This window comes from Methanohalophilus levihalophilus (genome assembly GCF_017874375.1).
Lineage (GTDB): Archaea > Halobacteriota > Methanosarcinia > Methanosarcinales > Methanosarcinaceae > Methanohalophilus > Methanohalophilus levihalophilus.
In genome coordinates this window covers 376,476-397,520 of sequence record NZ_JAGGLK010000002.1, presented here as the reverse complement: position 1 = coordinate 397,520, position 21,045 = coordinate 376,476, and the positions used below count along the sequence as shown (strand labels likewise).

The following is a 21,045-nucleotide window of genomic DNA, read 5'->3' as shown; positions in this document are numbered from 1 at the left end:
TTTATCATCCCGGGATCATATACATGAAAGACAATAAGTGTACCTTGTTTCCGGATCACAAAGTTTGCCTGCCGGAAAAAGGTGAAAGTGGATCTTTTCTTGAAGACCGGAAGGACAGGATACACTGCGGCATTGATATTTACGCTCCGGCAGGGACCGAAGTACTGGCAATTGAAGAGGGCATTGTTGTTGATATCGGAATCATGACCTCTCCAGACATCCTTTCTTACTGGAATGAGACCCATTACGTTATAGTGAAAACTGCGAGCGGCATGTTTTGCAAGTATGCGGAACTTGGGGAGACTTCAGTCAGAATTCAAGAGGAAGTAAAGGAAGGAGATCTCATCGGGAAGGTGGGAATGGTGCTGAATCCTGAAAAAATCGATGAGACTGCCCCCTTATACATACAGGATCTGAAAAACAGAAATCCGAGTATGCTGCATTTTGAATTGTGGAATAAAGAGCCTTGTACATCTCCTCCTGATTATCTTGGAGGCAACTGGTTTGAAGAAGGAGTTCCGGATGGATTACTGGATCCTGGACCTTATATCACTGCCAGGATGCAAGAATAACCCCAGAGACAGAAGATTTTAATTCAGGCTTTTTCATATATAAATCAGAAAACGGAGGCATTCAATTGAGTATGGATGAAATAACTGAAAAAACGCAGGACGAAAATTCCGAACAAGACACTCCCAAGTGCAGCATACTGGCCCCGGGGGGATGCAAATACACCAAATACCTGTTTATATTTGCGATTATTCTCCTGATCATCGGGATATGGACATCCTTTTAATCGATAGTCCATAAGTAGCTATTAATAGAATACCTCCTAAAAAATAAAACATGGAGGGATGCGAGGGTATTTGTGAACTCTCTGTAAAGGGAGTTTACCTTGTTGAAGTTACAGAGGGCGTGGCTACGGCAATCATTCTTGAAAGCAAGAGTGGAAACCTCGTTCCTATTTATGTTGGGCATCTGGAAGCCCTCTCAATTAACCAGGCATTCAATAACCAGATGGCTCCCCGCCCCTTAACCCATGATCTCCTGATGAATATCCTCCAGAGAAATGAGATCAGTGTCGAGAACGTCATCATTGACGAAATGATAGACGGAATCTTTTACGCAAGCATCACTATCCGGAAGAACGGAGTGAATATGGAATTTGACGCCCGCCCAAGTGATTGTATTGCAGTTGCCCTCAGGGCGAAGATACCAATCTACATGAGTGAGGAAATTCTGGAGGCGGAAGCAATCAACCCCGAAAGACTCGAAGGTGCGGAAGTCTTTGACACTCTTCTTTAATTCGATTTTCAGAAGTAGCTTGAGAGAGTTGTCTGGGATGACATTTCCTGCAAACCTGAGACCATGACCCCGACCCTGCGGACTTCAACATTGTTTTCTTCAAGAAATTGTGAAAACAGCGAGCGTGCGGTGGTAATGATTATTTCTTTTTCCGAGGACGGCAGGTTTAGTGTTTTGTTCCTGCTATAGGTTTTAAAATGTGACGTGATGATGGTTATTGAAACCTGTTTGTACGAAAGTTTACGCTCATGAAGCCTTTCAATCACATCGTTTGAGAGCTTTTCAATTTCCTGCATGATTTCCCCGACATCCGACGAATTGCGGGATAATGTTGCAATCCTGCCGATCTGGTCCGTTCCTCCACGTGGATTCACCGGGGATTCATCAATGCCCTGCGCCGAAGCCTTAAGCCATGCACCCCGGTTCTTACCAAAAGCTGAAACCAGTTCCACAGCATCATATTTTGCCAGCTCACCAACGGAGCTGATATTCATTTCCTCAAGCTTTGAAGCGGTGACCTTCCCCACACCCCATAACTTTCCCACAGGTTTATCGTTCAGGAAGTCAGCAACTGCATCCGGCGTGATAACAGTCAAGCCGTCAGGCTTCTGCTCCGAGGAGGCCATTTTGGCAATGAGCTTGTTGGGACCAATACCCACAGAACATGTCAGTTTTTCATGCTCCAGAACTTCCTGCTTGATCTGCTGTGCAATCTCCTCGGCACAGCCAAAATCGCCGTTGCAGTGTTCCGAAATCTCAATGAAAGCCTCGTCAATGCTTACCTGCTCAAAAAAATCCGGCGAATCCGCATGGCTTTCGATTATCCCCATAATCCTGTCGGAAACTTCCGTGTAGAATTCCTTGCGCACCGGGAGGTAAACAGCATCGGAATTGAGTTGCCTGGCACGCGAGCAGGGCATCCCGGAATGTATCCCGAATTCCCGGGCCACATAGTTGCTGGTGCTCACCGAGCCGCCCTCACCCCTGCCGGAATACATGCAGACCACCACGGGTTTGCCACGCAGGGAAGGGTCTTCCCGCTCCTCAACGGCTGCGTAAAAGTAATCCATGTCAACATGAGCAACGATGCGGGACATTGCAAAAGAGATGGTTTGCAGGGGTTTTATCGTTTGTGGATCTGGTATTTTGGAGAGATGTTTTGATTCGAGCATTGTGCAGGTTTAATTCTATTTTTAAAAACTCAAGATAATGAAGAGGTTCGCACAATGCAAAATAATAATGGATTGAAGGTTTTCCTTAGCTATTCGCACAAAGACAATGAACCCAATTCTCCACATATTGACAATTTCCTAAACCATATCGCTCCCCTCAAAGCAGAAGGGCTAATAGATGAATGGTATGATGGAAATATATTATCTGGCGAGTACCAACAACAAATTGATCAAAAATTGGAGAATGCAGATATTATTTGTTTATTTGTGTCGGCGAATTTTCTGAGCTCTGAAAATTGCAGAATCGAAAAAGAAAAAGCTCTCGAGTTAAGATGCAAAAGGATGGTTTCGGTACTTCCAATCATTTTATCCCCATGTGGATGGCTAGATAACAAAGGGATTTCAGATTTATTAGCAACTCCTAAAGATGGAAAACCGGTTTCAGATTTTTCAAACTCAGATCAGGCATGGCATGAAGTGTACACTCGATTAAAAAATATAGCTATGAATGAACTGAAAATAAAGCATCTTGCATTAAAAGATGATTTCAAAAATTTCTTGCAAGATACTGAGATGCTAACAAAAGCAAACTCAAAAAAGGAAAAACTCTTCTTGGATGATATTTTTGTTCCAGTTGAATTAGAAAAGTATGTTGATTATAAGGTAGATGAAAAAGTTAGTTCTGATTTATTAGTAGACAACCTATTAGAATGCAAAAGGATCATCATATCTGGAGAAGCCCAATCAGGCAAGACAACTTTGTGTAAGAAAATATACTCAGATCTTAGGGATTTGAACCTTATTCCTGTTTATATTTCTGACAAAAGGAATAGATTTGTAGGTAAAATCGAAAATTTCATCTCCGCTTCATTAGATGAACAATATGAGAATTTTGAGAATATTGAAATTGACAAGAATAGAATAATTCCAATAGTAGATGATTTTCACTATGCCAAAAACAAGGAAAAACATATTGATAATTTATTGAATTATACACACTCCATCCTAGTTGTCGACGATATTTTCGGATTGAACATTGAAGATGAAACGCTGATTTCCTCATTTGCAAACTTTAGGATAAAAGAATTAAAACCTTCTCTGAGATATGGATTGGTCAAAAAATGGGTAAGTTTGTCAGATAACGATATTGTTACCGATTATCAAAGTATTGACAAGCACACGGGACTTATCAATTCCACCTTAGGCAAAAACATTGGAAAAGGAATCATGCCTGCATACCCTTTCTTCATACTATCAACTATACTTGCATACGAAACATTTTCAATTTCTCTTGACCAAGAAATAACCTCGCAAGGTTACTGCTATCAAGCGTTTATATATTTCTATTTAAGAAGAAATGGTGTGAAAAACGATGAAATTGATATTTATATTAATTTTTTAACCGAGCTGGCATACCACATTCACGAAGAAAATAAAGAAGAACTAAGTCCTGAAGACTTTGCTCAGTTTATGGTTTCATATCAAGAAACTTATAATCTTCCAATAAAAGAAGAGATTGTACTTTCCAACCTAAGCGAAATTGTGTCAATTGATAGTTTCAGAAATTATTCATTTAGATACCCATATTTCTATTATTACTTTGTTGCCAAATATCTTTCAGATCACATCGATGATACAAAGGTGATAGAAGAAATTAAAAGAATACTAAACAATCTCCATCAAAACAAAAATGCATACATATCTATTTTTCTAACCCACCACTCCAAAAATAATAGAATATTTGAGGAAATAGAAGGTGTGGCACTTTCGCTATTTAAAAAATATAGGCCTGCAACATTAACAAAAAAAGAGACCAAATTTTTCGATGCTCAAGCACATAATATCGTAAAAGCAGTCTTACCACCATCTAATAATAATCCCGAAAAGGAAAGAATGGAGCTGCTAACCCTTCAGGACGAACTCGAACAATCCAATGAAAGCGTAGAACAGAGTGATGAATTCCCTGAAAATGATAATTTCGCTATCGAATTAAGGAGAGCTGTAAAAACAGTAGAAGTGATGGGATGTATCATAAAAAATAGGGCGGGTTCACTGAAAAAAGCAGAGCTAGAGAAATTATTTGAAGACGGAATGGATATCCACTTGAGAGTTTTATCAGCTTTCTTTGATTTAATTAAAGACGAGACAAATCAAAATGAAATTGTGGATTTTATAGCTGAGCGGATGGATCATCTAGAAGAAATCAAGGATACGCACAACAAACCAAATCTAGAAGAAAAAAAGGAGATGGCTAATAAACTATTTTGGAACATTAACTATTTTGTTGTATGTGGATTTATTGAAAAAATAATTCATTCACTAGGATCTGACAAATTGCTTGAAATTGTTAAAAAGGTTTGCGATGAAGTTGATACACCTGCATCATTTCTGGTAAAACATGGCATCTTAATGGAATACAACAAAAATGTAAGAATCTCCGAAATTGCAGGGAAAAACAATGAAGATAGTTTTTCAGCTATAGCAAAAAAAGCTATTCGACTAATGGTTATTAACTACTGCACTTTGAATAGAATAACATACGCAGATAGACAACGTCTGAATAGTCAACTAGGAATTTCTTCAAAAATTACGATTCCAGAACAAACACATGAAGGATAATTGTGTAGCTTGAAAAATCCACATGTGAGAAGAACATATCGTCTTTCAAAAGCCAACCACTTAATAACTCAAAAGTGATTACCATCACATTTTCAGGAATCTCAAATACCGAATCTTCAATCCCGGTGATCCAATATTTGAAATCAAATCCCCCCTGAGAAATAGAATTGGGAAGGAAAAACCTGCCCAAAAGCAAATTATTCCTTTTTGTATTCACAATTTCCACATGTCGGGCATGGTGGCAAAACATCATCATCGTCATCAAGCGTTACTTTTGTGCCACACACCAAACAGATATATGTTCCTTTTCCGGGTTTTTCCCCGCATTTGTAAACCATCTTTTACCTCCTGAAATCTATTTCAAATAAATATTTGTTAGATGGTTTATCAATTTTACCTCAGTAACCGGATTCAGGAAATATCTTCAGGATTCAACCCATATTATGCTGATTTAAACATGAATAAGGACTGTTCCCTCTCCCTGCTGTGATCAACAATCGGTGCCGGATAATCCGGAATGCGATGTTTTTCATCATGCCCAAGCCTGTGAATACGCTTTGGATCAACATCCGCCAGTTCAGGAACCCATGTTTTGATGTATTCACAATCTTTATCGAACTTTGTTTGCTGCAGCCATGGATTGAAAATTCGGAAGTATGGCTGGGAATCCGCACCTGTGGATGCTGCCCATTGCCAGTTGCCGTTGTTTACGCAGGGATCGTAATCAACAAGATGTTGGGCAAAATAGCGCTCCCCCCACCTCCAGTCGATGTGCAAGTCCTTTACAAGAAAAGATGCTGCAATCATCCTTACCCGGTTGTGCATGTAGCCGGTGGTGTTCAACTGCCTCATTCCGGCATCAACTATCGGGAAACCCGTTTTTCCTTCACACCATTTCCTGAAGCTGTCCTTATCATCAATCCATTTCAATGAATCGTATTTTTTCCTGAACGAATGGCCGAACACATGCGGATTGTTGTAAGCAAGGTGGGTGAAAAAATCACGCCAGTAGAGCTGGGTAATCAGTGGATGATTTTTACCAAACTCATCAGCTAGGCAATGATAGACTTCCCTGATAGAAACCGTGCCGAATTTATTGTGAGCCGAAAGCCCGGTGGTAGCGTCAAGTGCAGGATAATCTCTTTCATCCTGATAGTTTTCAAAACGCTTCGGATTGTCGAGGATCTCTAATCCGTTTTCCCGGCCACCCTTTGAGTAAAGGTTTTCATTACGATCTTTCAGAATGTGTTTCAGGATACCTCGATCCTCACCTTTTATATTGCCTTTGAAAAAGTTTCCTGATTCCACCATGGAAGGATACTCAACAGGAAAGCTGCGTGATGCTTTGAAGAAAGGAGTGAAAACAGAATACTTTTTTCCGTCTTTAGTCGCTATGTCTTCAGGTTCATTGAGAAGAATATCGGGACTCGCAAAAAAGCCTACCTGATGCTTATTGCACACTTCTTCAATCAGAGAATCTCTTTTGCTACTGAAAGGAGTATAGTCCCTGTTTACAAATACGGCTTCTATTTGCTGATTTTCAATCAGTTGTCCAATGACATCATGTGCCTTCCCCTGAAAAATGTGTAATTTGCCTTCCCTGCTTTCAAGTTGAACCTCAAGATCCAGCAGTGATTCCCCCATGAACTGGAATGCATTCCTGCTGAAATATCGGTTCTTTTCAGTCTGTCCCGGATCAAATATGAAGCATGGAATTACTTCCTCTGAATTTTGCAGGGCACTTATCAAACCGGTATTATCATCCACACGGAAGTCGCGCCTGAAAACAAAAAGTGATTTCGCATATTTCCCCACTTCCACACCTCGCTAGTTGTGTATATAATGAAGTAATAGATTAAACAATAATTGTATTCGCATTGACTGGGGAGAAATAGGGGAGATGATGGAATGAACACAGATCAGAGAAAAATTATTCAAATTGTCACGTTAGCCACCTTTTTAATAATGGTTTTCGTCAATTTCCTGGCCAACGCCCTCCCGATTAATGGCGTCACTGCTGGACAGGTATCAGACTCGTATCAAAATCTTTTTGCTCCAGCAGGAGCGACTTTTGCCATCTGGGGGCTTATATACCTGTTACTGGCAGGTTACACGCTCTACCAGCTTGGAATTTTTCAGGGAAAAACAAACACCTACAAAACTGAGCTCATTAATAAAATTGGAATCCTGTTCTCTGTATCTTCCATTGCCAATGCATCATGGATATTCGCATGGCATTACGAAATAATCCCATTATCCATGTTGCTGATGATTGTGATTCTGGTTTGCCTTATACTGATAAATCAGCTTACAGGAAAAGAACAGTTTTCAAAAATGGAATATTTCTTTGTTAGATTGCCTTTTAGCGTTTACTTCGGATGGATAACAGTAGCAACCATTGCAAATGCAACCATTCTTCTTGTCAGTCTAGGATGGAAAGATTTTATCCTGAGTGATGTCTTGTGGGCTATTATAGTAATTTTCCTGGGAATTGTGATCGCAATTGCAACCATGCTTAAAAACAAGGATATTGCCTACGGGCTTGTTATTGTTTGGGCATACTCAGGAATATTGCTAAAGCATATTTCACCGGAAGGATTTGGCTATCAATATCCTGCAATAATCAATACAACAATTGTTTGTATCGCATTATTGCTTCTCGCTGTGGCTTATCTGGTGATCTCAAAAAGGAAAGGAAGAGTGAAAGAAAAGACATCACTCCATTGATCTGGCAATTTTGAGAATCTCATCTGAGCCAATCTGGCCACTGATTATGATCATTGCATTCCCGTCAACCCAGAAAAGAGATACAGATCCATCTTCTTCATCCACCTTAAGTTTTCCAGTCGCTCCATTGATATCAACTTCCGCTCCCTCATATTCAATTTCAAAACCTATTTCATTTTCAAAGAATTGTTCATGTATTGAGATAAATGCAGAGCCATTACTATATCTAAGGAACGTGATTTCCTGAATGCTGCCGGACGAAAAAGTATCTGCAGAAGCGCTATAGAACTCAAATCCTTCTGGAATGTATGAAGGCACTTGAATATCATTTTCAATCAGTTCCTGTGCTTCATCAATAGTTGGCCCCTGTGGGGCTGCATTGACATATTCATCAAAGGCTATGACTTCAACCCCTTCCGGAATTTCAAACTCAAACTCAGAATCCGGGATTCCTGTGTTAAGTTCCAGATCCCTGTATTCGATAATCGTGTCAAATGATGACTCTGTACCATGCATTTCAAACCTTAGTGGCATCCACGTTTCTGTGTCAATCCATGCTTTCATTTCGATGGGGTAATCGTCTTTAGGACTTCCGTGAATTACGTAAGTTTCTCTACCATCGATGCTGGAAGTTCCTTCAAGAGTGAAATCATTCTCATCAATTAACAATTCAACTAATTCAAACGAGTCCACACGATATCCATAATAAATAGCCATTGGGTCTGCTTCTCCAACAATTACAGCATTCTGCCCCTGATCAAATATCCACATGGTTTCCCCATTGGAAGCAACAACCGAACCTTCATTTTGCCATGAATTATAAAAAAAAGTGAAAGTGTCTGCTGAAAGTTGTTCAGGTTCTTTTTCAGTATAAGAGAACTCCTTGATCGTTTCTCTTACCTTGCCAGGGTTTTTGTAGATTATTTCGCTTACAGACACCATTTCCTGCGTAGCCGTAGATGCCGTAACATGAACTGTAGCAGAATAGTCCTCTATCTCAGACTGTCTTTGTTCATATTCCTCAGCAATTTGCTCAGCAGTGCTATCTTCGCCGACGCATCCCGCGGAAAAAAGAAGGACGGCTGTGATCAATAAAATTAGCGTTAAATTTTGTATATTCATACTTCCACTCCGTAAGTAATGGAGTAGAAGTGCTTACATTATAAAAATATAATCTTTATAGTGCAAATGTAGTAAATGTGATTTGGTTTGTAGTACATGCGTAGCTATTCAAACCAGACTCGAAGGACAAAGCTCACTAATCTTACAAATATCGCACTTCGGCTTGCGGGCATCGCAGACATTGCGCCCGTGCAGGATTAGGGTCATGGAAAGATCATCCCATTCTTCCCGCCTCGTGAGTTGCATCAGGTCTTGCTCGATTTTCACAGGATCTTTGTTTTTGCTAAATCCAAGCCTCCCTGAGAGACGTTTAACATGAGTATCAACTGCCACACCATCAACAACCCCAAAACCCCGTGCAAGCACAATATTAGCAGTCTTGCGGGCAACTCCCGGAAGTTTCAGCAAGTCTTCCATGGTGTTTGGGACCTCACTGCCGAATTCCGTGATGATGAGTTGTGCACTTTCCCTGACATGTTTCGCCTTGTTGCGGTAAAAACCGGTGGAATAGATTTCCTTTTCAAGGGTTTCCTGATCGGCATTCGCGAAATCCTCTACAGACCTGTACTTTTTGAAAAGCTTCTCTGTAACCATGTTCACCTGCGCATCGGTGCACTGGGCGGACAGAATGGTTGCAACAAGTAACTCAAGAGGATTGTTAAAATGAAGTGCAGGTTGGGGATTAGGGTATTCATTTTGCAGGATCTCCCAGATAGCGGGAAAATTGGATCGGTTGTCGGAGACCATGTTATTACATACTTCGCATGCCATAATAAAGATATGGGATTTTGTTACAACTATTCAAAGAATAGCTAACGAAGGTAATAGTTAAAACTCCTCAGGATATAGGTTAAATGAAAATGAATCGAAAAATCTTCCACCCCCTGGAGGTAATACACCCACGTTCCCTCAAAAACCTAAGCTATCAGCTTCAAGCCCTTATCAAGGAGAGACTATGGCTTAAGATATTGTTGGGGATGTTTCTGGGAATTATCGCCGGCCTGTTGCTGGGACCGTCGGCTGGATTTATAGCGCCAGACACAGCAAACATAATAGGGGAGTGGATAGCCATCCCTGGTTACATATTCCTGGCATTGCTACAAATGATCGTTGTTCCTCTTGTTTTTGCATCCATTATCCGTGGAATTGCATCCGGTGAGAATATGGAGCAATTGCGTAAGATGGGACTTAGAACCGTAGCATTTTTCCTGGCAACCACCGCAATCGCCATCATCATAGGTCTTGGCATAGCAACACTTGTGCAGCCGGGCATGTTTCTGAGCGGTGACATACTCCAGTCAACTATGGAAAATTCAGCATATGTCACTCCGCAGAATGAAATGGATATGCCATCGCTTTCCGATGTTCAGGGACTTGTTGGAACGCTGCTTCCGACTAATCCGTTAAGTGCCCTTGTGACAGGACAAATGCTGCAGGTTGTCATGTTCTCAGTAATTATAGGGATCGCACTTGTTTCCATGGCACCTGCAAGCTCCAAACCACTCCTGGAACTGCTGGGTTCAGTACAGGAAGTCACCATGACAGTTGTAAAATGGAGCATGCTATTGGCACCGTTTGCTGTATTTGGCCTGTTGACAAAATTCACGATTAATCTGGGAATTGACACCCTTCTGGGCATGACTGTGTATGTGGGAACAGTGCTTGCCGGCCTGCTGATTATGATGCTGATTTACCTGATCATTGTTTTTGTCTTAACAAAAATGAATCCTATGAAGTTTTTACAATCAGTACGTGACTTGCTCCTGCTGGCATTTTCCACATCAAGTTCTGCTGCAGTCATGCCCCTCTCAATTAAAACTGCGGAAGAGAAACTTAACGTCAGGCCTTCTGTGTCCCAGTTTGTCATCCCGCTGGGAGCAACTATCAACATGAACGGAACAGCACTGTACCAGAGCGTTGCTGCCGTATTCCTTGCTCAGGTTTTTGGTGTGGATCTGGGAATTGGGGAACTCGCCATAATCATGATAACCGTAGTGGGAGCATCCATCGGAACCCCGGCAACTCCGGGGGTGGGAATTGTAATCCTTGCCATGATATTAAACAGCGTAGGCATTCCGGCAAGTGGTATTGCTCTCATAATAGGCGTAGACCGTATTCTGGATATGAGCCGCACTTCCGTCAATGTGACAGGAGATATTGTGGCATGCACGGTTGTTGACAGGTGGGTTGGAGGAGAAAAAACCGCAGAAGAAGAGCGTCTGGAATCTAATCTGAGAGAAAGGGAAAGAAGGATGAAGAGAGAAGACGTTGTCGTGAATTCCCACTCCTGAATCCTGCTCTGAAGAGAAGAATACGCTAGTTTTTAAACTAGAACTGCTATTAAGGGTCATTTCAAGAAAAGAAGGCAAATGGAAATGGATTCAACGAACCCCTCCGAGAAGAAAACGTTCCGGAGAAAATTCAAAAAAGAGCATGTGAAAACTAAAATTTCCAATAAATTGCTAAATCATATCATAATTATATTCCTGTTTTTCATCCTCCCCATATCTATTGTTCTTATTGCCGATAGTCAATTGTGGGTAACAATTCCGGATATTATTCTTGATTTCCTGAAATTGGTGGACATTGTATTGATTTCCTATGCATTAGCCACCATATTCCTCAAATTCACCGTGAATATCATTCCAAACTGGTTTGAGAGCGTGGGAAAAAGGGAAGAAAAAATACTACTCAGCAAGATATACATTGCCTTTGTTTATGTACTGGCAACTGTCATTATTTTCTGGCAGGTTGGAATAAGCTCACAAAACATCGTGATATTCCTGGGTCTTATTGCTACCGGATTTGCTTTTGCCATAAGGGACGTCATCCTTTCATATTTTATCTGGTTCATACTGCTAACAAAAAAACCGTTTAAAATTGGGGATTACATAAATGTGGGAGAGGAAGAGGGGCAGGTAAAACATATCGGCCTTTTTTACGTAGTAATATATCCATCCAGGCACGGAGGATATTACAAAATACCAAACAAAGTATTCCTGGAAAAACCCATTAAAAACTATGGTGTAAGCGCTTTTGAATCAACTTTTGATTATTATCTGGAAGAAATCCCCAAGGATCTCAAAACAAGGATTACCAGTGTTGTTGAGAAAGCCAGAGAAGTTGAGAACATAAACATGAAACTGGTGCTGGATTCCGATAGTGACGGACTAAAACTGACAGCTTACTACAGATCAACTTTTGATGAAAGGGAAACAGTGCGTCACAAGATACTTGGCATGATTCTGGAAGAAATGGATTTTCTAAAGGCGAAGTAATCGTTTTTTCTAATACGGAGTATACGTCTCCAAAACCACCTGTATAGCCGCAATTGGAACGGTTGCCGGGAACAATGTGAAAATACCTCCCTTTGCCCATGAAAACATGAGCGAATAAACTCCATTGATTACCTTAGGAGATATAGTCCGGATGGGACAAATTTTGCCAATTCTTTTACTATGAATAGGTTAATATATTTTATTTGTATTTTAATTAGAGTAGTCAGGAGGTACGAAAAATGACAGCTGTATCTATTAAAAAAATCGGTGCTCTTTCCCTTGCGAAGATTTTAGGAATAATCCATGGCATCCTGGGTGTTATAGTCGGAATTTACATGACCATTATGTCATTTCCGATTGGTTTTGGCATTGGCCCCGAAACCACGGCGGCTGGAACAATGCCGGGAATTGGATCACTTCTCCTGCTTCCACTTATTTACGGAGTGATGGGGTTCGCTGCTGGTATAATTACTGCCCCAATATATAACGGTGTAGCCGGGAAATTAGGTGGCATTGAGATAGAAGTCGAATAATTAAATTATACTACGGGACAACAAATCATTTGTCCCAAAATCTTCACTTTCATCCTTTTTTTGCAAAAAACAACAACTCAGATATTTCCAGAGCCAGAGCTCAATTAAATCTGGAAAAAGAAAAAAGAAGAGAAGAGTCGGGTTTATTCTAACCCGAACTTAACAATATTTTCGTCGGCAAGTGCCTGGATCTTCTTAAGTTCCTCGTCACCGCCTTCTTTTGTGAACAGGTGTTTGAACCTGCGCTGCATCTTCAGGTAATCCTCAACAGGCTTTTTCTGCTTGCCTATTTTCTTCACTGAAGTAATTTCACCGTCTTCCATTTCATACAGTGGCCAGAGACCGGTCTGGACTGCCAGCTTGGCAATTTCCACGGTCTTGGAAGTATCGAATCCCCATCCTGTTGTACATGGTGCATGTGCATGGATATAGGTTGGACCTTCAACTTCAAGGGCCTTCTTGACCTTCTTGATCAAGTCCTTTGGATAACCAAGTGAACATGTTGCAATATACGGAGAACCATGTGCGGCCATAATAGCAGGCATGTCCTTCTTTGGACGTGGGTTTCCGAAAGATTCGGAACCTGCAGGACTGGTGGTTGTGGATGCGTCAAATGGTGTTGCACCACTTCTCTGGACACCGGTGTTCATGTATGCCTCGTTGTCAATACAGACATAGGTCATATCATGGCCTCTTTCGAATGCACCGGAAATACCACGCATTCCGATATCAAGAGTCGCGCCGTCACCGCCCATTGCGATAACTTTTGTCTTCTCGAACTTGCCCAGTGCCTTAAGTCCGGCTTCAACACCTGAAGCAACTGAACCGGCATTCTCAAACAATGAATGAATCCATGGAACGCCCCATGAGGATTCAGGGTAAGGAGTGGTCATAACCTCAAGACATCCCGTCGGGGATATGACAATACAGTCCTCGCCTGCAGCCATCAGGACAAACTTGGCTACCATTGCGTCACAGCAGCCTGCACATCCTCTGTGCCCTGCTTCAAAAAGGAAACTCATAGCAATTCCTCCTTCAAATCAGCATACTGGCTCTCGACCGATATACCTGATTTCATAACGTTTGCTGCTTCATCAACAATCTTCTCAATGGTGCTTACCGGAATGTCACGGCCACCATGACCAATCATACGGCCGATAACCGGCACATCAATACTGGTGTTGTAGAGACTTGCCTTGGTTTCGGTGAAAAGGGCACCTTCATTGAGACCAAGAGAAATATTCTTGTCAATTGCAACAACGACTTTTGCGTTTTTGATAACATTGTGGATAGCTTCAACCGGGAAAGGCCTGAAAGATCTTACCTTAAGAAGACCTACCTTCACACCTTTTGCTCTGAGAGCATCAATTGTATCCTTGATTGTTCCGATAACTGAACCCATTGCCATCAGGATAATTTCGGCATCTTCGGTTTCATACTCGTCAACAAGTCCGCCATAGTAACGGCCAAAGACCTTCTGGAAGTCGCTTGCAGCTTCCTCAATCTTGGCAAGAGCATTGTTCATCGCCTTCTGCTGGAGATACCTGAATTCAGTGTAGCTCTCCGGATCAGCAAATGCTCCGAAAGTCATTGGGTTCTTTGAATCAAGTGTTAATTCAGGATTGTATGGAGGAAGATATTCATCCACGAGATCCTGCTCAAGAAGCACCAGAGGTTCATAAACGTGAGAAAGAATGAAACCATCCATGCAGACCATTGCCGGAAGCATGACGTCCTTGTCCTCAGCTATCTTATATGCCTGTGCAGTCATGTCAGAAGCTTCCTGAAGATCTTCAGCATAAAGCTGTATCCAGCCGGTATCCCTCTGGGAGATTGAATCCTGCTGGTCATTCCAGATATTGATTGGAGCACTAACAGCCCTGTTGGCAATTGTCATGACGATTGGAAGCCTCATACCGGATACATTGAAAAGTATCTCATGCATGAGTTCCAGACCCTGTGATGTGGTAGCAGAGTAACATCTTGCACCTACTGCCGCGGAACCAACCAGAGCGGAGAGTGCAGAGAATTCGGACTCTACCATGATATATTCACAGTTTGGTATTTCACCGTCGGCCATGAATTGTGACAGGTCTTCCACAATGTGAGTTTGTGGAGTGATTGGATATGCTGAGATTACATTTGGTTTACACACTTTTACAGAGTGAGCAACCGCATAGGAACCTTCCACAACATCCATTTTATCCTTGTTAAGATCACGAATAACTGCCATTATTTCTCCTCCAGTACCATGGAGATTGCATCTTTTGGACATTCATTTGCACAAATGCCGCATCCTTTGCAGAAATCATAGTCGAATTGGAAATAACCGTCTTCCCATTCAAGTACTGACATGTCAGGGCATAACAGTTCACACAATTTGCATTTGATGCACTTGTCATAATCATACACGGGTCTGAATGTTCTCCATCCACCGGTCTTGTTTACGCGGGTAGAACCTGGTTCGCAAACTCCGCCAAGCCTGATACTCATCATGCATCACCTCTGATCTGGTTGTAAGCTTCAAGTAAAGCCTCTGCGTTTTTGTCCCCGATCTTGCCCGGGAACCTTTCCTTGACTGCACGCACAATGGAATCCGGCTGGATTTCACCGGTTGCACCTGCGAATGCACCGAGCAAAACAGTGTTAACAATTGGTCTGCCAATAATGTCAAGAGCGACTTTTGTAGCGTTTACAGTCATGACTTTTGCTTTTGTATTAAGGTCAAATTCCTCTGGGTCAAAGTCACTGTTGATGATGATAACACCAGTATCTTTGGCACCGCTTGCAATGTCCACGACTTCAAGCAGAGTTGGATCCTGTACAATTACGTAATCTGGTTCGTAAACCTGACTCCTGAGCCTGATAGGAACATCACTTATACGAGTGAAGGCCTGAACCGGAGCACCACGCCTCTCCACACCGAAGGCTGGGAAGGCCTGGCTGAACTGGCCATCTTCAAAAGCAGCAACGGCCAATAACTCAGCAGCAGTTACCGAGCCCTGTCCTCCTCTTCCGTGTATCCGAATTTCTTTCATGTTAACTCTCCACAATAATAACGGAAATTAGATTGATAATATTACATCAGAGCCTCGCCACATGTCAAAAAATGTTAGGGACTCCTATCTGCAATGTTTAATGGTGTACAATCATTATTACTATTTAGTCTTTCGGTGATGACAACGTTCGAATATTTTGAATTGGTAAGATTAATCTACCATATACATCAAACTGAAATAGGAATCGGGATAGATTCCTTGCCAACTAAAAAAGATGATTTGTGCGGAGGAGGGCTTTGAAGCCCTCTTGCTCCACCGAAGTGGGCGTCGAACGTGGCTTGTCACAATTAATACCTAGCATAAAGAATGAATAGGGAGGTTTTATACCTCCGCGCCGACGCCCCTACTCAATTCAGAAACCAATTTTGCAATCATTCTTATTCCTCCATGTACGTTTTGAAGTTTGAACTTAAAATGAGACAAAAACCTCGAAATCAAGTTCATAAGAAGACTTAAAATGCTGATCTCTATGCCGATACTAAATGTAACCTCCACACAATGATAACATTGATCAATAAATAGGTGACTGAATAAATATATTTCGGGGACTTGCTATAACCCCCATAATTTCAATAGAAAGCTTCAATGAATTAAACCAAGGCAAAATACACACAATTGAGAATTGTGATCTAAGAACAGATGATAAACACTCCTATCATTTCAGACTGTCGTTTAGACACCTTCAGAGCATATCCTTCTAAGATTCTCCAGAATTATTTCCGGGTCTCGTACACCCTGCAAAGATGAACGCATTTTCCTCGCACCTTTGAGCCCCTTCAAAAACCATCCCGAATGTGCCTGCAGATTCACATGGGAGACAAGATCAAACTCCTCAAGCAACTTGAGGTACTCTGAAAGGCAGGTCAATTTATCCTCACAAGCAGGGGCCTGAACAATTTCACCATTCTCAAGATAAGAGCCGATTCGATGGAAAATATCAGGATCTCCCATGGCAGCCCTCCCGATCATCAATGCCTGACAACCTGTATATTCAAGTACCTCTGCAGCTTTCGGACCATCCACAATATCCCCGTTTGCAATAACAGGAATTGAAACTTCCTCACATATCCGGCGGGTAAACTCATGATTCGCAACTCCCGAGTAACCCATTTTTGCAGTCCGGCCATGAACGGCCAGTGCACATGCACCGGAAGATTCGATTTTTCTGGCAATTTCCAGCGTATCATCGATATTGTCAAGAATTCGTATTTTCGCAGTTATCGGAATCTCGGTAGCTTCTGAAACAGATTCTACAATAGAATAGATTTTATCCGGAGACCCCAGAAGAGCCGAGCCTGCACCACAACTCATTATAGCGGAAGACGGGCAGCCGAAATTGATGTCAATACTTGAAGGCATGAATTTCTCAGTTAGAATTGCAGCGGCCTCCCCCATTGTTTCCGGATTGCTGCCAAACAGCTGTATTCCGTAGGGGCCTTCTTCGTCAGCGGATTCCGCCCTGCCAAGTGCTCCGGAATCAGCATGCAAAATGGCATCTGCATTCACCATTTCCGTAATGCAATAGTCGGCTCCATACCTTTTGCAGAGGATCCTGTAAGCCCGGTTTGTAACATCAGCCATAGGGGCGAGAATTAACTTCCCCTGAAAAAAAGTGTTCTTGGATTGCATTTTGCCAGAATTCCCGAATGAATCTCAGGTATCTTTAAGCCCCTTTAAGCCCAGATTTTCCAGATACCATAGGCACTTACTTTTCCAGGAACATCCTCCGCATATTTCAAAAATATCATCACTGCTAAGCTGATTTTTCATATAATCGACCAGATGATTGTAAGTTCCGCTATATCCCTCTTCAAATCCAAGCTTTTTTAGGATTAATAAGTCCGTATCCCGGATTTGCACACCATTATCCCCGGTTTTCTGGCAGATACTATCAACGTTGTGAGGACAACAGGTGCATATATCATCACAGCAAGCTACAAGCTCTATCTCTTCATCCGGTTTGAATTTCATTATTGCAAGAATGGTCTTCATCCTTTCAATAAAAGTCGGACTATAGCCGTGTCCGTGGAAACCCTGCATGCAAAGCAAGTGGTGAGCTCGTATTTTTCTCATATTTGGCTGCCTTTAGTTTGCGCTTTATTTGATAAGGTTTGTCCATCTTCACATTTCAATTCTGCGGGTCTCCCTTAAAACCTGAATGTAAAAGTAGAAAATGCCGAAATATAAAAAGATAAAAAGCTGTATGTATTATCTACATAAACTTGAAATCAAAACTGAAAATCGAATATGGAACGATTTTTGAGGGTTTAAAATGGAAATCAGCAAGATAGAAAAAATCCTGCCCTGCCCTTCAGATCCCAATAAATTCAGGGTAATTGCTTATCTTGACGAGAAACCTGATTATTCCGTACTTTATGATAAACTGAAAAACAGGGAAGAATTGGTCACATCATATTCAAAAATGCTGGACATGATGATGATTACCCATAAAAACGTAGAAATGAAGTTTTTCAAAAGCGGATAGGTAATTGCCAGAAGAGTGGATGATGTGGAAGAAGCAAAAGAAATTCTTTCAGAACTTCTGAAAATGGCTTCTGAAGCCCTGAATGAGTAATTTATTAACTGAATTCAAACGTTTGAAGGTTAGGAAAAACATGAAAATAATAGCATTTGTCGGCATGCCGGCTTCCGGTAAATCCGAAGCATCAAAAGTAGTACGTGAAATGGGAATCGATGTCATCAACATGGGAGATGTAATCCGGGAAGAAGTCAAACGCCGGGGCCTTGAGCCAACCGATGCAAACACCGGTGCCGTGGCAAATGATCTTCGCGCCAAAGAAGGTATGAACGCAGTGGCAATTCGTTGCATCCCTAAAATTAGACAAGCCGGTGATGGAGTCGTAGTGGTTGACGGAGTCAGGGGAATTGCCGAAGTGAAGTTATTCAAAGAAGAATTTGGTGACGAATTCTCCCTCATATTCCTCAATACGCCTCTGGAAATGCGTTTTGAGCGTGTACGTCAAAGGAAACGCAGCGATGATGATATGAATAGTCCTGAAGACCTGAAGCGCAGGGACGAGAGGGAACTGAAATGGGGACTGCCTGAAGCCATTGAAGCTGCAGACATCACAATTGATAATACTTCCACCCTTTCTGATTTGAGGGACAAGATCAGAACTACCCTGGAGAGCCTGAATGGTAACCGTTGAAGTATGGGCTGAGCTTTTTCCAACAGAAGATATGGAAAAGGTAAAGAAAGCCATTGGAAATGTCCTGACAATAGATCTGGAAATTCTGGACGACAATATCAGGGGAGAAGGAAAGCTTGATTCCCTGCTCAAATTACACAAAATGCTGCGCAAAGAGAAAATTCTTGACAGTGCCAGAATTCCAATGTCAGCAAACCTTGAGGATAATAAGACTTCATTCACATTCAGGTTGAACAAGCAGGCAGCTTATGCAGGAAAAGCCAGCTTCCCGGCAGATGCGGGAGTGCTGGGAACAATTCATGTTCGCGTTATCGATGATTCAAAAGCAAAGCTTGAAGAAGTAATTGACTGGCTTGCGCCACCTACCGAAGAAGGCAATCCACTTTTTGAAAACCCCATGCCTCAAAACTAAAAGGTGTTGTTATGCGACTAAGTTTCTCAAGCCGGGCTTCGTGCAAAGAAGTTTTTGATTGGGCATACCATCTGGAGGATATCGGGTATGAAGGATGGGAAATTGTCCATGAAGGTGAGCAAGAGCTTACTCCTGAGAACATCCGGATTGTGAAAGATATCGCAGATACAACAAATCTTGGAATTTCACTACACCTTCCTTTTTCCGACATGAATCTTGCGGGCCTCAACAAGAATCTGCATCATGAAGTCCTGAGACAGATGAAATTAGCACTAGAAAATGCTGCAGGGATAGCAGAACTTGCAGTTGTGCATCCCGGATACCTTTCACCCTACGGGGCGCAGGTTCCCGAAAAAGCGCGTATTGCATGCGTCCAGTCTTTGAAAGAGCTCGCAGAAACCGGTGAAGAATATGGAATTCTTATTGCCGTGGAAAATATGCCGGAATTCCCAATGGTTTTCGGAAGAACTCCGGAAGATATGCGCTCACTTATCGAGGAAGCAGGAAATGAGAACCTGAAAATGACCCTGGACATCGGCCATGCAAACACCACCAGACTTGTTGATGAATTTCTTGATAATTGCAAAGACATAATTGCACATTGCCATATCCACGATAACAAGGGTAAACACGATGAGCATTTGCCTGTTGGCGAGGGTGATATAGACTGGAAAACGGTTCTTGGAAAATTAGCTGATTTTGACGGGTTTATGGTTACTGAAATGAAGGATCTTGGTGAAGGACGAAAATGCGTGGATTTCCTGAAAAGTATCCAGTAATCCCCAATAGGAAAAAATCCTCTGCTCAGGCACCTGTATCTATATAACAGCTTTTTGAAGGCAGTTCAACTGGGTTGAATTCCAGCAAAACAGTTTTGTTTTGGGGAATCAGGTATACAAGCCAGCCATGCTTCTTTCCATCAGAAGCTATCCCGCCTTTTGAGAATTTCTGCATGTCATCAGGTAATAGCGCATAGGACAGATTGCATTCAACTCCTTCACAGAATGCTTTGAAATCCTTGCTGCTCATGATAACGGAATTTTCACCGTTCCCGTATTTCACGCTCACATTTACCAAAAAATACTCATACCCCTCGGGAGCCAGATCATTAAACTCGCTTCCGGAAAGTACTATGTCATTTGCTTCAACTCCCCGGATGACATCGGTCGCCGAAACAAAATATGTAGCAAGCGGAGAAGTACATTTGGCAGCTTCGCCCAGAATTACCGGATCCTCATAAGTGCCTGCGTGAGAAGTAACAGCTACCTCAGGTAAGTCTTCCTGAGCATCGGTTGTTTGGGAATACCCGCTGGCAATTTCCTGAATATCGGAATAATTCATATATCCAACTAAAGCAAAAGCAAGTACAACAAGCAGCAAGAATACAATTTTTAGACCCATGCAAACCCCCATTACATCTTTCCAGCTTAACAAAAGAAGGTATTTGAATTATTATATATAATTGTATTTATTCTTTTAGCCTACCGTGTCTTCGATCCACATCATCCATCATGTCAAGGAGTTTGCGGACAGCAGTCCTGATTGCATCTGCCTGGCTAATGAATTTTTTATCCACACCTACATGTGCATTCAAGTCATCCAGAAGCTCCTGGGGAATATCCACACTTACCTTAGGCATTAAAACATC

25 protein-coding genes are annotated in these 21,045 nt (G+C 41.9%); 12 read left to right on the top strand and 13 right to left on the bottom strand.

What is annotated here, in order from left to right:
- Positions 1 to 23: 23 nt before the first annotated feature.
- The 3 genes from J2755_RS05725 to J2755_RS05715 all read left to right on the top strand — a co-directional run bounded on the left by J2755_RS05725 (position 24) and on the right by J2755_RS05715 (position 1,305).
- Positions 24 to 572, top strand: a complete 549-nt coding sequence (locus tag J2755_RS05725) for a M23 family metallopeptidase (RefSeq protein ID WP_209680823.1) — start codon at positions 24 to 26, stop codon at positions 570 to 572.
- Positions 573 to 637: 65 nt separating this feature from the next.
- Positions 638 to 796, top strand: coding sequence for a hypothetical protein (locus J2755_RS05720; RefSeq protein WP_209680821.1), 159 nt, complete (start codon positions 638 to 640; stop codon positions 794 to 796).
- 50 nt (positions 797 to 846) lie between these two features.
- Complete coding sequence (locus tag J2755_RS05715) at positions 847 to 1,305, top strand: bifunctional nuclease family protein (protein ID WP_209680820.1); 459 nt, start codon at positions 847 to 849, stop codon at positions 1,303 to 1,305.
- Between the two features lie 8 nt (positions 1,306 to 1,313).
- Here the strand turns inward: J2755_RS05715 and dinB are convergent, their stop codons facing one another.
- Complete coding sequence (dinB, locus tag J2755_RS05710) at positions 1,314 to 2,477, bottom strand: DNA polymerase IV (RefSeq protein ID WP_342591058.1); 1,164 nt, start codon at positions 2,475 to 2,477, stop codon at positions 1,314 to 1,316.
- Between the two features lie 54 nt (positions 2,478 to 2,531).
- Between dinB and J2755_RS05705 the strand changes: the two genes are divergently transcribed.
- Entirely contained in the window at positions 2,532 to 5,096 is a 2,565-nt protein-coding gene (locus J2755_RS05705; RefSeq protein ID WP_209680817.1) for a TIR domain-containing protein, read from the top strand.
- Positions 5,097 to 5,293: 197 nt separating this feature from the next.
- Here J2755_RS05705 and J2755_RS05700 read toward each other — a convergent pair whose 3' ends face one another.
- Together J2755_RS05700 and J2755_RS11540 are read right to left on the bottom strand one after the other, a co-directional pair.
- A complete protein-coding gene (locus tag J2755_RS05700) occupies positions 5,294 to 5,434 on the bottom strand; it encodes a zinc ribbon-containing protein (RefSeq protein WP_209680815.1) in 141 nt (46 codons plus the stop codon).
- A gap of 103 nt (positions 5,435 to 5,537) precedes the next feature.
- The gene (locus J2755_RS11540) at positions 5,538 to 6,911 is read right to left on the bottom strand and encodes a cryptochrome/photolyase family protein (RefSeq protein WP_209680813.1); all 1,374 of its coding nucleotides are present in this window, start codon (positions 6,909 to 6,911) and stop codon (positions 5,538 to 5,540) included.
- A 93-nt stretch (positions 6,912 to 7,004) separates the two neighbouring features.
- Here J2755_RS11540 and J2755_RS05690 point away from each other — a divergent pair, with 93 nt between their 5' ends.
- A complete protein-coding gene (locus J2755_RS05690; protein ID WP_209680812.1) occupies positions 7,005 to 7,823 on the top strand; it encodes a tryptophan-rich sensory protein in 819 nt (272 codons plus the stop codon).
- Here J2755_RS05690 and J2755_RS05685 read toward each other — a convergent pair.
- Positions 7,812 to 8,945 (bottom strand): DUF4367 domain-containing protein, encoded by a 1,134-nt coding sequence (locus tag J2755_RS05685; RefSeq protein WP_209680810.1) that lies wholly within the window; start codon positions 8,943 to 8,945, stop codon positions 7,812 to 7,814. The two genes, J2755_RS05690 and J2755_RS05685, sit on opposite strands and share 12 nt — an antisense overlap.
- A 108-nt stretch (positions 8,946 to 9,053) precedes the next feature.
- Complete coding sequence (nth, locus tag J2755_RS05680; RefSeq protein ID WP_245312728.1) at positions 9,054 to 9,716, bottom strand: endonuclease III; 663 nt, start codon at positions 9,714 to 9,716, stop codon at positions 9,054 to 9,056.
- A gap of 83 nt (positions 9,717 to 9,799) precedes the next feature.
- On the opposite strand from nth, the gene J2755_RS05675 reads away from it, so the two are divergent.
- From J2755_RS05675 to J2755_RS05665, 3 genes are all read left to right on the top strand, one after another.
- The gene (locus J2755_RS05675) at positions 9,800 to 11,236 is read left to right on the top strand and encodes a dicarboxylate/amino acid:cation symporter (RefSeq protein WP_394357558.1); all 1,437 of its coding nucleotides are present in this window, start codon (positions 9,800 to 9,802) and stop codon (positions 11,234 to 11,236) included.
- An 84-nt stretch (positions 11,237 to 11,320) separates the two neighbouring features.
- On the top strand, positions 11,321 to 12,223 hold the full coding sequence (locus J2755_RS05670; RefSeq protein ID WP_209680806.1) for a mechanosensitive ion channel family protein: 903 nt from the start codon (positions 11,321 to 11,323) through the stop codon (positions 12,221 to 12,223).
- 239 nt (positions 12,224 to 12,462) lie between these two features.
- Positions 12,463 to 12,756, top strand: a complete 294-nt coding sequence (locus tag J2755_RS05665) for a hypothetical protein (RefSeq protein WP_209680804.1) — start codon at positions 12,463 to 12,465, stop codon at positions 12,754 to 12,756.
- A 143-nt stretch (positions 12,757 to 12,899) separates the two neighbouring features.
- Here J2755_RS05665 and porB read toward each other — a convergent pair whose 3' ends face one another.
- From porB to J2755_RS05635, 6 genes are all read right to left on the bottom strand, one after another.
- Positions 12,900 to 13,778 (bottom strand): pyruvate synthase subunit PorB, encoded by an 879-nt coding sequence (gene porB / locus J2755_RS05660; protein ID WP_209680803.1) that lies wholly within the window; start codon positions 13,776 to 13,778, stop codon positions 12,900 to 12,902.
- The gene (porA, locus tag J2755_RS05655) at positions 13,775 to 14,989 is read right to left on the bottom strand and encodes a pyruvate synthase subunit PorA (protein ID WP_209680802.1); all 1,215 of its coding nucleotides are present in this window, start codon (positions 14,987 to 14,989) and stop codon (positions 13,775 to 13,777) included. The genes porB and porA overlap by 4 nt, the downstream gene beginning before the upstream one ends.
- Positions 14,989 to 15,249 (bottom strand): pyruvate synthase subunit PorD, encoded by a 261-nt coding sequence (gene porD / locus J2755_RS05650; RefSeq protein WP_209681424.1) that lies wholly within the window; start codon positions 15,247 to 15,249, stop codon positions 14,989 to 14,991. Before porD ends, porA begins: the two co-directional genes overlap by 1 nt.
- On the bottom strand, positions 15,249 to 15,794 hold the full coding sequence (locus J2755_RS05645) for a pyruvate ferredoxin oxidoreductase subunit gamma (RefSeq protein WP_209680801.1): 546 nt from the start codon (positions 15,792 to 15,794) through the stop codon (positions 15,249 to 15,251). Before J2755_RS05645 ends, porD begins: the two co-directional genes overlap by 1 nt.
- A gap of 693 nt (positions 15,795 to 16,487) precedes the next feature.
- The gene (locus J2755_RS05640; RefSeq protein ID WP_245312726.1) at positions 16,488 to 17,396 is read right to left on the bottom strand and encodes a tRNA dihydrouridine synthase; all 909 of its coding nucleotides are present in this window, start codon (positions 17,394 to 17,396) and stop codon (positions 16,488 to 16,490) included.
- A gap of 72 nt (positions 17,397 to 17,468) precedes the next feature.
- A complete protein-coding gene (locus tag J2755_RS05635) occupies positions 17,469 to 17,888 on the bottom strand; it encodes a DUF1284 domain-containing protein (RefSeq protein WP_209680799.1) in 420 nt (139 codons plus the stop codon).
- A 199-nt stretch (positions 17,889 to 18,087) separates the two neighbouring features.
- Here J2755_RS05635 and J2755_RS05630 point away from each other — a divergent pair, with 199 nt between their 5' ends.
- From J2755_RS05630 to J2755_RS05615, 4 genes are all read left to right on the top strand, one after another.
- Entirely contained in the window at positions 18,088 to 18,300 is a 213-nt protein-coding gene (locus J2755_RS05630) for a hypothetical protein (protein WP_209680798.1), read from the top strand.
- A gap of 130 nt (positions 18,301 to 18,430) precedes the next feature.
- Positions 18,431 to 18,985, top strand: coding sequence for an AAA family ATPase (locus J2755_RS05625; protein WP_209680797.1), 555 nt, complete (start codon positions 18,431 to 18,433; stop codon positions 18,983 to 18,985).
- The gene (locus J2755_RS05620) at positions 18,972 to 19,397 is read left to right on the top strand and encodes an RNA-binding domain-containing protein (protein WP_209680796.1); all 426 of its coding nucleotides are present in this window, start codon (positions 18,972 to 18,974) and stop codon (positions 19,395 to 19,397) included. The genes J2755_RS05625 and J2755_RS05620 overlap by 14 nt, the downstream gene beginning before the upstream one ends.
- Before the next feature lie 11 nt (positions 19,398 to 19,408).
- Positions 19,409 to 20,176 carry a sugar phosphate isomerase/epimerase family protein gene (locus J2755_RS05615; protein WP_209680795.1) on the top strand — a complete coding sequence of 256 codons (768 nt, stop codon included), beginning with the start codon at positions 19,409 to 19,411 and terminating at the stop codon, positions 20,174 to 20,176.
- A gap of 25 nt (positions 20,177 to 20,201) precedes the next feature.
- Here the strand turns inward: J2755_RS05615 and J2755_RS05610 are convergent, their stop codons facing one another.
- Both J2755_RS05610 and J2755_RS05605 read right to left on the bottom strand, forming a co-directional pair.
- Positions 20,202 to 20,798: a DUF4352 domain-containing protein gene (locus J2755_RS05610; RefSeq protein WP_209680794.1), complete on the bottom strand. Its 597-nt coding sequence runs from the start codon at positions 20,796 to 20,798 to the stop codon at positions 20,202 to 20,204.
- 67 nt (positions 20,799 to 20,865) lie between these two features.
- A complete protein-coding gene (locus J2755_RS05605) occupies positions 20,866 to 21,036 on the bottom strand; it encodes a ribbon-helix-helix domain-containing protein (protein WP_209680793.1) in 171 nt (56 codons plus the stop codon).
- Positions 21,037 to 21,045 lie beyond the last annotated feature (9 nt).